The 9,315-nt window shown below is 51.0% G+C and carries 11 protein-coding genes and 2 pseudogenes; 11 read left to right on the top strand and 2 right to left on the bottom strand.

Going from position 1 to position 9,315, the window contains the following annotated elements:
• The 7 genes from KHQ28_RS18875 to KHQ28_RS18845 form a co-directional block, all read left to right on the top strand.
• A partial coding sequence (locus KHQ28_RS18875; RefSeq protein WP_211777647.1) for a P-loop ATPase, Sll1717 family occupies positions 1-1,298 on the top strand: 1,298 nt, incomplete at its 5' end.
• Between the two features lie 126 nt (positions 1,299-1,424).
• On the top strand, positions 1,425-2,003 hold the full coding sequence (locus KHQ28_RS18870) for a phage baseplate assembly protein V (RefSeq protein ID WP_031591602.1): 579 nt from the start codon (positions 1,425-1,427) through the stop codon (positions 2,001-2,003).
• Complete coding sequence (locus tag KHQ28_RS18865; RefSeq protein ID WP_031591604.1) at positions 2,000-2,359, top strand: GPW/gp25 family protein; 360 nt, start codon at positions 2,000-2,002, stop codon at positions 2,357-2,359. The genes KHQ28_RS18870 and KHQ28_RS18865 overlap by 4 nt, the downstream gene beginning before the upstream one ends.
• Complete coding sequence (locus KHQ28_RS18860) at positions 2,346-3,254, top strand: baseplate assembly protein (RefSeq protein ID WP_031591606.1); 909 nt, start codon at positions 2,346-2,348, stop codon at positions 3,252-3,254. The genes KHQ28_RS18865 and KHQ28_RS18860 overlap by 14 nt, the downstream gene beginning before the upstream one ends.
• Positions 3,247-3,852: a phage tail protein I gene (locus tag KHQ28_RS18855; protein ID WP_001086836.1), complete on the top strand. Its 606-nt coding sequence runs from the start codon at positions 3,247-3,249 to the stop codon at positions 3,850-3,852. Before KHQ28_RS18860 ends, KHQ28_RS18855 begins: the two co-directional genes overlap by 8 nt.
• The gene (locus KHQ28_RS18850; protein ID WP_031591609.1) at positions 3,849-5,570 is read left to right on the top strand and encodes a phage tail protein; all 1,722 of its coding nucleotides are present in this window, start codon (positions 3,849-3,851) and stop codon (positions 5,568-5,570) included. The genes KHQ28_RS18855 and KHQ28_RS18850 overlap by 4 nt, the downstream gene beginning before the upstream one ends.
• Complete coding sequence (locus KHQ28_RS18845; RefSeq protein ID WP_050486392.1) at positions 5,570-5,752, top strand: hypothetical protein; 183 nt, start codon at positions 5,570-5,572, stop codon at positions 5,750-5,752. The genes KHQ28_RS18850 and KHQ28_RS18845 overlap by 1 nt, the downstream gene beginning before the upstream one ends.
• Here the strand turns inward: KHQ28_RS18845 and KHQ28_RS18840 are convergent.
• Together KHQ28_RS18840 and KHQ28_RS18835 are read right to left on the bottom strand one after the other, a co-directional pair.
• Positions 5,733-5,918, bottom strand: a pseudogene (locus KHQ28_RS18840) (tail fiber assembly protein); the annotation flags it as partial. The gene KHQ28_RS18845 and the pseudogene KHQ28_RS18840 sit on opposite strands and share 20 nt — an antisense overlap.
• Positions 5,906-6,353 (bottom strand): annotated as a pseudogene (locus tag KHQ28_RS18835) (IS1 family transposase); the annotation flags it as partial. The pseudogenes KHQ28_RS18840 and KHQ28_RS18835, both read right to left, overlap by 13 nt.
• A gap of 195 nt (positions 6,354-6,548) precedes the next feature.
• On the opposite strand from KHQ28_RS18835, the gene KHQ28_RS18830 reads away from it, so the two are divergent.
• From KHQ28_RS18830 to KHQ28_RS18815, 4 genes are all read left to right on the top strand, one after another.
• Entirely contained in the window at positions 6,549-7,115 is a 567-nt protein-coding gene (locus KHQ28_RS18830; protein WP_032418466.1) for a recombinase family protein, read from the top strand.
• Positions 7,116-7,257: 142 nt separating this feature from the next.
• Entirely contained in the window at positions 7,258-8,430 is a 1,173-nt protein-coding gene (locus KHQ28_RS18825) for a phage tail sheath protein (RefSeq protein ID WP_031591343.1), read from the top strand.
• Between the two features lie 9 nt (positions 8,431-8,439).
• The gene (locus tag KHQ28_RS18820) at positions 8,440-8,955 is read left to right on the top strand and encodes a phage major tail tube protein (protein WP_001504081.1); all 516 of its coding nucleotides are present in this window, start codon (positions 8,440-8,442) and stop codon (positions 8,953-8,955) included.
• Positions 8,956-9,009: 54 nt separating this feature from the next.
• Positions 9,010-9,312, top strand: coding sequence for a phage tail assembly protein (locus tag KHQ28_RS18815; RefSeq protein WP_001281009.1), 303 nt, complete (start codon positions 9,010-9,012; stop codon positions 9,310-9,312).
• The last annotated feature ends 3 nt before the right edge of the window (positions 9,313-9,315 follow it).

The raw sequence follows: 9,315 nt of genomic DNA, 5'->3' as shown, positions 1-9,315 counted from the left end.
TTGCAGTTGTGGAATCATTAAAAGATTTTGTTTTTCATGAACTTACTCACTTTCAGGGGCAGGATGTGTCTTCCACAAAATATGTACCAATTTTCAAGTGGATGATATTGGTCAATCTTGCTAAGAATATTGTAAGTAATAAAAAAGGATTTAGTGAGGATAAAATAGTTCATTTGGAAAGTTTTTTACGTTCTTTTGGCCATGTCGCGGGCGAGTTAAGGCCTGAGCAAACAGTTGAAATAACTAGGGAGTACCAAACGTCGGGTGAGGTTGGTATCGGATTTAGATTCCCAGTATTACGTGGTGAAGCCAAAGCAAAAGGTGGTGAGGTCGAGAAAACAAAAGAAACAAAAAAGAATTATTTGGAATGTATGGAATCTTTGCAGTGTTTTATTGTTGACATGCTAAAAGAGAGTAATAAAAAAATATATGTATTTTATGATGAGTTAGATGATAAGTTTGATGCAACAGTTGAATATAAAAATGCAATGATAAGTTTTTTAAATGCTGTTGTGTCAATTAATAAAACTCTAATGCAAAATAAAATAGATGCTAAAATTGGTGCAGTTATTCGTCATGATATAATAAATACTTTTTCATCGCCGAATATTAATAAAATCATTGAAGATAACTCTGTTACACTTGATTGGTGTTCTGCTGGAGAGCGAGCAAGTGATTCTGAGATTTTTGATATGATTGCTTTTAAGATCAAAAACTCCACTGATTATTATAATGATTTAAATGGTTCTAATTTGTTCGGGAAAATTTTCACTGAGAGAGTTGCAGGTGAGCATAGCTCTATTTATATTTTACATAGAACTCTAGGTCGCCCAAGAGATGCCGTTAGGATGCTAACTTATATTCAAGATGAATATGGAGAAAATACTGAAAGATTTGAAAGTTCCATGTTTACAAAGATTTCTAAAAAATACTCATCTTATCTTTTACGTGAAATTAGATCTGAGCTTGCGGGACATTTAAGTGATTCAGAAATAGATGACAGTTTTTCTCTTTTACGTTCAGTAAAAAAAAGAGGTTTCACTCCACATTTAATCAAGGAAAAATTTGAAGAATTGAAGTTAGGAGATGGTACATTAACGCTTAATAAAATACTGAGTTGTTTATTTAAAGTCGGTGCTATCGGGAATGTACTCAGGAGATCTAAAACAGATGGCGGAGATGTTTATTTGTGGTCATTTAATGATGAAGATTTAGAAATGGACCCAACGTTGAATTTTGAAATACACTGTGGTTTGTGGGATGCACTAGGAATTATCAAGCCTAAACTTAGGCAATAATAAAAACGCCCTTTAATAGGGCGTTTTTATTTAAAGTTGTCATTCTTTCTTTAAATTATCATTGTGCCAAATCTCTTACAATTCTAAATAGATGAATTAGTCTTTGTTCTGTTTGATAATTTGGAAATGAATACACAACTGACCGAAATCATGCGCCTTATCACCAATCTGATCCGCACTGGTGTAGTCACCGAAGTGGACCGGGAAAACTGGCTTTGCCGGGTGAAAACGGGCGACCTTGAAACCAACTGGATTAACTGGCTGACGCTGCGTGCCGGGAATGCCCGCACATGGTGGAAACCATCGGAAGGTGAGCAGGTGGTGCTGCTGAGTCTGGGCGGAAATCTTGAAACCGCGTTTGCGCTGCCCGCCATCTATTCGAATCAGTTCGCACCACCGTCGAAGTCGGCGGACGCCTGCGTGACAGAACATCCTGACGGTGGCTGGTTTGAATACGAACCCGCCACCGGGCGCTGGTATGTCAGGGGCATCAAATCCATGGTCATTGAGGCTGTCGACAACATCACCATGAAAACCAGTGAGTTTGTACTGGAGGCTGACCGCACGCGCATTAACAGCGAAGTGGTGATCAATGGTGGCGTTACCCAGGGCGGCGGAGCGATGAGTTCTAACGGGATTGTGGTTGATGCGCATCAGCATACAGGCGTCCTGAAAGGCGGCGACACAACCGGAGGTCCGGTATGACGCTTTATAGCGGGATGAACAATACCAGCGGCAAAGCCATTACTGATATTGACCATCTGCGCCAGTCGGTGCGGGACATTCTGCTGACACCGCAGGGTAGCCGTATTGCCCGTCGTGAATATGGTTCCCTGCTGTCGACACTGATAGACCAGCCACAAAATCCGGCATTACGCCTGCAGGTCATGTCGGCAGTGTATGTGGCGCTGAGTCGCTGGGAGCCACGGCTGACGCTGGATTCCATCACCATCAACAGCAATTTTGACGGTTCAATGGTGGTGGAGCTGACCGGGCGGCGTAATAACGGTGTGCCTGTTTCCCTTTCCGTATCAACAGGAGCAGAGAATGGCAGTGATTGACCTTTCGCAGTTGCCTGCGCCGCAGATTGTGGATGTGCCGGACTTTGAGACGCTGCTTGCCGAACGCAAGGCCGAATTTGTTGCGCTTCATCCGAAAGATGAGCAGGAAGCAGTGATCCGCACGCTGGAACTGGAATCTGAACCCGTCACCAAATTGCTGCAGGAGAACGCTTATCGTGAGTTGCTTCTGCGCCAGCGCATTAACGAAGCCGCGCAGGCGGTGATGGCGGCTTATGCCATAGGGAGTGATCTGGACCAGCTCGCTGCCAATTACAATGTGAAACGCCTGACGGTGACGCCTGCTGATAATGACGCTGTGCCGCCCGTTGCAGCTGTGATGGAAAGCGATGAAGCGTTACGCCTGCGTGTGCCTGCAGCCTTTGAAGGGCTTTCAGTTGCGGGGCCAACTGCAGCTTATGAATTTCATGCCCGAAGCGCCGACGGTCGGGTGGCGGATGCCAGTGCAACCAGTCCGGCACCTGCAGAGGTGGTACTGACTGTCCTGAGCCGTGAAGGCGACGGAACAGCAGAAAAAGACTTGCTGGATGTGGTGGAGAAAGCCCTGAACAGTGAGAACGTCCGCCCGGTGGCTGACCGTCTGACGGTTCGCAGCGCAGAAATCATCCCGTACCGTGTGGAAGCCACCATTTTTCTTTATCCGGGACCGGAAGCAGAGCCGGTAATGGCAGCGGCAAAAGTCAGCCTGCAGAGGTACATCGCCAGTCAGACGCGGCTCGGTCGGGATATTCGCCGTAGTGCTATTTTTGCCGCGCTGCATGTTGAGGGTGTTCAACGTGTGGAACTGGCTTCTCCGCTGGCGGATGTGGTTCTGAACAAAACGCAGGCGGCATCATGTACGCAGTGGAGCGTGACCAACGGAGGAACGGATGAATAGTCTGCTGCCACCGGGTTCAACTTCACTGGAGCGACGACTGGCGCAAACCTGCAGTGGGATTTCTGATCTGCAGGTGCCGCTGCGTGACTTGTGGAATCCGGCAACCTGTCCGGTCAGTTTCCTGCCTTATCTCGCCTGGGCGTTCTCTGTGGATCGCTGGGATGAGGGCTGGACAGAAAGCGTCAAGCGCCAGGTGGTGAAGGATGCTTTTTATATTCATCAGCATAAAGGGACCACCAGTGCCGTGCGGCGGGTGGTGGAGCCGTTCGGCTTTCTGATCCGTATTATTGAGTGGTGGCAGACCGGAGAAACACCAGGCACGTTTCGCCTGGATATCGGCGTGCAGGACCAGGGCATCACTGAAGATACCTATCTGGAACTTGAGCGGCTGATAAGCGATGCCAAACCATGTAGCCGTCACATGATCGGCATGTCCATCAATCTGCAGACCAGCGGTCCGCATTGGGTGGGGGCCGCCAGCTATCTTGGCGAAGAAATCACGATCTATCCGTATATCAACGAAACAATTATTTCTGGCGGCACCGCGCATGAAGGCGGGGCGGTCCATGTTATTGACACAATGAGAGTGAATCCATGAGCACAAAATTTTATACCCTGCTGACGGATATTGGCGCGGCGAAACTTGCCAGCGCCGCCGCGCTCGGTGTGCCGCTAAAAATTACCCATATGGCGGTCGGCGATGGCGGCGGAGTATTGCCAACGCCAGACTCAAAGCAGACTGCACTGGTAAATGAGAAACGCCGGGCTGCGCTGAATATGCTCTATATCGACCCGCAGAACAGCAGTCAGATTATTGCCGAACAGGTGATCCCTGAAAACGAGGGCGGTTGGTGGATACGTGAAGTGGGCTTGTTTGATGAGTCCGGGGCATTGATTGCCGTGGGCAACTGCCCGGAAAGCTATAAGCCGCAACTGGCTGAAGGTAGCGGGCGCACTCAGACCGTGCGCATGGTGCTGATTACCAGCAGCACGGACAATATCACCCTGAAAATCGACCCTGCTGTAGTGCTGGCAACCCGCAAGTATGTGGATGACAAGGCACTTGAGCTGAAGGTATACGCGGATGATCAGATGGCAAAACATCTTGCCGCACCGGACCCGCATTCACAGTATGCACCCAAAGAAAGTCCGACGTTTACCGGGACACCCAAAGCGCCAACGCCAGCAGCAGGGAATAACACCACGCAGATTGCGACCACCGAGTTTGTTCAGGCGGCTCTGACGGCTCTTATTAATGGTGCGCCAGCCACGCTGGACACGCTGAAAGAAATAGCCGCAGCCATTAACAATGATCCGAAATTCAGTACCACCATTAACAATGCGCTGGCACTGAAAGCGCCGCTGTCGAGTCCGACACTCACCGGAACGCCAACCGCACCTACTGCGGCACAGTCGGTCAACAATACACAAATTGCCACAACGGCATTTGTGAAATCGGCGATTGCGGCAATGGTGGGTTCTGCACCTGCGGCACTGGATACACTGAACGAACTGGCGGCGGCGCTGGGGAATGACCCGAACTTTGCCACGACAATGCTTAATGCACTGGCAGGTAAACAACCGCTGGACAATACGCTGACTAATTTGAGTGGAAAGGATGTAACTGGTCTTCTCACATACCTTGGTTTGGGAGATGCGAGCGGATACGTTGGTAGGCTGCTAAAAATACAGGTATTCACTGCCAGCGGGACAGTGACAAAAACGCCAGGCGCAAAAAAATGGCGAATTAAATGTCTCGGGGCGGGGGCCGGTAGTTCAGCTGCACCGGCAACGGGTAGTAACGAGGTTTCCGTGAGTAACGGGGGCGGCGCAGGGGCATATGCTGAGGGCATTTATGACGTATCGTCAATAACAACGGCGTCAGTCGTCATCGGTTCCGGCGGTGCAGGAGGAACGGCGGGTTCAATATACGGCGCTGACGGCGGAGCTAGCTCAGTTGGTTCGTTTATTTCATCGCCCGGCGGGAAAGCTGGATTACCCGCCGGCCCGGCAACCCCACCATTTCAGCCCGTGGCCAATAATAACAGCGATAGCCCGACTGGGTGGAATATTGTCGGCTCATCTGGAGCAGGGGCAGAACCAGCCGTAGCTGTTGCAAATAGCTATGCCGCTGGCTCGCGTGGTTCAAATAGTATATTTGGGGTAGGCGGATCGATTCCTGCAATTAATAGCCCGGCAAATCCCGGTGGGGGCTATGGTTCTGGAGCATCCGGCTGTTCGAATGGCCCATCCCAATCAGCTAAATCAGGCGCAGCGGGACGCCCGGGAATCGTAATCATTGAGGAGCTGGCATAATGAGTAATTATGCGCTAGTTAAAAATGGCGTCGTTGAAAATGTTGTTGTATGGGATGGCACTGGAGGCATTTTCGATGATTATATTACTGTGAATATTGACGGCATATCGGCTGGTATCGACTGGACATATGACGGAGAGGCATTTGCCCCTCCGCCAGAAATTACTCCGCAGGGGGTGTAGGCCACTCAATATCGGGAGCTTTTGATGTATCAATCCGCATCAGCAGCACCCGGTATTTTTTCCATTCAGATAAGGCGGCGGCTTCTTCCGTCGTCGCTATCCCCGCATCAACAGCATCCTGTCTCCACGATATTTCATCATCAGCAGCTGATTTTAAGGTCGATTTCTGGTAATGACTCCAACTTTCTGATAGTGTTTTATGTTCAGATAATGCCCGATGACTTTGTCATGCAGCTCCACCGATTTTGAGAACGACAGTGACTTCCTGCCTCAGATTCAGGTTATGCCGCTCAATGCGCTGCGTATATCGCTTGCTGATAACGTGCAGTTCTCCCTTCAGGCGTGGTTCATAAAGCGGCCAGCCATCCCTCATCCATACCACGACCTCAAAGGCCGACAGCAGGCCCAGATGACGCTCCAGCGTGGCCATCGTGCGTTCACCGAATACGTGCACCACAACTGTCCTCCGTATCCTGTCATACGCGTAAAACAACCAGCGCTGGCGTGATTTAGCGCCGACGTAACCCCACTGTTCGTCCATTTCCGCGCAAACAATGACGTCACTGCCCGGTTGTATGCGTGAGTTTACCGACTGCGGCTTGGAGTTATTTCATCGACAAAACCACCGACAATAGCGAAAACCGCCTGTGGATGATGGGCAACATGGGGAGGGTTCTGAGGAGTTATCTTGCGATGCGCTATAGGTTTGCACCATCCCTCCCAAACCAACGTTTATGAAAATGCAGAGATAATGGCTAACTGGCATCATCCACGGTTTTTATTCAGGGGATTGATCATGCTTATTGGCTATGTACGCGTGTCAACAAATGACCAGAACACCGATTTGCAACGTAATGCACTGAACTGCGCGGGATGTGAGCGGATTTTTGAGGATAAAATCAGTGGCACAAAGTCCGACAGACCGGGGCTTAAAAAACTGCTCAGGACACTATCGGCAGGAGACACTCTGGTTGTCTGGAAGCTGGACAGGTTGGGGCGCAGTATGCGGCATCTTGTTACGCTGATAGAAGAGTTGCGTCAGCGTGGCGTGAATTTCCGAAGCCTGACTGACAGTATTGATACCAGCACCCCAATGGGCCGTTTCTTTTTTCATGTCACGGGGGTCCTGGCTGAAATGGAACGCGAACTGATAGTTGAACGTACCATGGCAGGGCTGGCTGCAGCTCGTGCCAAAGGCAGAGTAGGTGGACGCCGTCCTAAGTTGACCACCGAACAGTGGGCACAGATTGGGCGTTTACTCGAGGCCGGAGAATCAAGACAGCGTATTGCACTGATTTTTGATGTAGGCGTTTCTACCATTTATAGAAAATTTCCGGCAAATAAGAGCAATGAATCCCCCTGAATCAGCATTATTTTGATTATCCCTGCAAGTAGACAAATACCGTCATTTTGTGTGAATAACGACACAACCGCGCTTAGCTGTTTGTCAGGCACAATCACTTCAACATAGGGCGAAGCCTAATCCAATCAGGAGGTTCGCCACTATGGCTCAGGATTACCACCACGGGGTGCGCGTTGTTGAAGTCAACGAAGGCGCCCGATCCATTACCACGGTGAGCACCGCCATCGTGGGCATGGTCTGCACGGGCGATGATGCCGATGCAAAAATGTTTCCCCTTAATAAACCCGTGCTGATCACTGATGTGCTTACCGCCAGTGGTAAAGCGGGTGAGTCCGGCACACTGGCCCGTTCGCTGGATGCCATCGCTGACCAGGCAAAACCCGTGACCATTGTTGTGCGTGTGCCGCAGGGTGAAACGGAAGAAGAAACCACGACCAATATCATCGGCGCAGTGACTGCTGAAGGTAAAAAAACAGGCATGAAAGCCCTGTTATCTGCCCAGTCACAGCTCGGCGTTAAACCGCGCATTCTCGGCGTGCCAGGCCACGACACCAAGGCGGTAGCGACTGAGTTGCTGAGCGTGGCGCAAAGCCTGCGTGGGTTTGCTTACCTGTCAGCGTATGGCTGCAAGACGGTACAGGAGGCGATCACTTACCGTGAAAACTTCAGACAGCGCGAAGGGATGCTGATCTGGCCTGACTTTACTGGCTGGGACACGGTGCTGAATGCCGAAGCAACGGCATATGCCACCGCCCGTGCGCTTGGTCTGCGCGCCAAAATTGACGAGCAGACCGGATGGCACAAAAGCCTGTCCAACGTGGGCGTTAACGGTGTCACCGGAATTTCTGCTGATGTGTTCTGGGATCTGCAGGACCCGGCAACAGATGCGGGACTGCTTAACCAGAACGACGTCACCACGCTTGTGCGCAAGGACGGTTTCCGCTTCTGGGGTTCCCGCTGTCTGAGTGATGATCCGCTCTTTGCCTTCGAAAACTACACCCGCACAGCGCAGGTACTGATGGACACAATGGCAGAAGCGCACATGTGGGCGGTGGACAAACCGCTGAGCCCGTCGCTGGCCCGCGACATTATCGAAGGTATCCGCGCCAAAATGCGCAGCCTGGTCAGTCAGGGCTATCTCATTGGTGGTGATTGCTGGCTGGATGAGTCGGTGAACGACAAAGATACTCTGAAAGCCGGGAAGCTCACCATCGACTACGACTACACGCCAGTGCCGCCACTTGAAAACCTGATGCTGCGTCAGCGCATCACCGATCAGTACCTGGTGAATTTCTCCAGCCAGGTCAGCGCGTAAGGGGATAACATGGCTTTACCACGCAAATTAAAACACCTGAACCTGTTTAACGACGGGAACAACTGGCAGGGGATAGTTGAGTCGCTGACGCTGCCGAAATTCACCCGCAAATATGAGAAGTATCGCGGCGGCGGAATGCCGGGGGCGGTGGATGTGGATCTGGGGCTTGATGACAGTGCTCTGGACACAGAATTTTCCATTGGTGGTACTGAACTGCTGCTGTTTAAGCAGATGGGCAAATCCACGGTGGATGGCATCCAACTGCGCTTTACCGGCTCTATCCAGCGTGACGATACCGGGGAAGTGCAGGCCGTGGAGCTTGTCGTGCGTGGGCGTCACAAAGAAGTGGATTCCGGCGAGTGGAAGACGGGCGAAAGCAACACCACCAAAGTGACCAGTACCAACAGCTACGCGAAGCTGACCATCAATGGTGAGGTGCTCTATGAAGTGGACCTTATCAACATGGTGGAAATTGTGGACGGTGTGGACCTGATGGAAGCGCACCGCAACGCCCTCGGCCTCTGATGTATCTGAACGGCGCGGAATGCCGCGCCAGGACCCAATTTACAGGACAGCAAAATGAGCGATAAGCAGACTGAAAAGACCATTCAACTGGATACCCCCATCAAGCGTGGTAAAACTGAAATCACCGAAATTGTGCTGCGTAAACCGCAGTCCGGTGCGCTGCGCGGTACACGCCTGCAGGCCATTATGGATATGGATGTGAACGCGATGATGACCGTGATCCCCCGCATCTCCAGCCCGGCACTGACCGCACAGGAAATTGCAGAGATGGACCCGGCAGATCTCACTGCCATGTCGGTTGAGGTTGTCACTTTTTTGTTGAAGAAGTCGGTGCTTGCCGGTTTACCGACAGCCTGACGG

The sequence above is a fragment of the Klebsiella sp. 28 genome, assembly GCF_018223905.1.
In the GTDB taxonomy this organism is placed as follows: domain Bacteria; phylum Pseudomonadota; class Gammaproteobacteria; order Enterobacterales; family Enterobacteriaceae; genus Klebsiella; species Klebsiella pneumoniae.
Note: the sequence above shows the minus strand (reverse complement) of the source record. Positions and strands in the feature narration are given on the sequence as shown.

Excerpts from the sequence above, each read along its gene's own strand:
- KHQ28_RS18845 (WP_050486392.1), top strand. The coding sequence starts at position 5,570 with ATGAGTAATTATGCGCTAGTTAAAAATGGCGTCGTTGAAAATGTTGTT.
- KHQ28_RS18825 (WP_031591343.1), top strand. The coding sequence starts at position 7,258 with ATGGCTCAGGATTACCACCACGGGGTGCGCGTTGTTGAAGTCAACGAA.
- KHQ28_RS18850 (WP_031591609.1), top strand. The coding sequence starts at position 3,849 with ATGAGCACAAAATTTTATACCCTGCTGACGGATATTGGCGCGGCGAAA.
- KHQ28_RS18870 (WP_031591602.1), top strand. The coding sequence starts at position 1,425 with ATGAATACACAACTGACCGAAATCATGCGCCTTATCACCAATCTGATC.
- KHQ28_RS18815 (WP_001281009.1), top strand. The coding sequence starts at position 9,010 with ATGAGCGATAAGCAGACTGAAAAGACCATTCAACTGGATACCCCCATC.
- KHQ28_RS18860 (WP_031591606.1), top strand. The coding sequence starts at position 2,346 with ATGGCAGTGATTGACCTTTCGCAGTTGCCTGCGCCGCAGATTGTGGAT.
- KHQ28_RS18865 (WP_031591604.1), top strand. The coding sequence starts at position 2,000 with ATGACGCTTTATAGCGGGATGAACAATACCAGCGGCAAAGCCATTACT.
- KHQ28_RS18830 (WP_032418466.1), top strand. The coding sequence starts at position 6,549 with ATGCTTATTGGCTATGTACGCGTGTCAACAAATGACCAGAACACCGAT.
- KHQ28_RS18820 (WP_001504081.1), top strand. The coding sequence starts at position 8,440 with ATGGCTTTACCACGCAAATTAAAACACCTGAACCTGTTTAACGACGGG.
- KHQ28_RS18855 (WP_001086836.1), top strand. The coding sequence starts at position 3,247 with ATGAATAGTCTGCTGCCACCGGGTTCAACTTCACTGGAGCGACGACTG.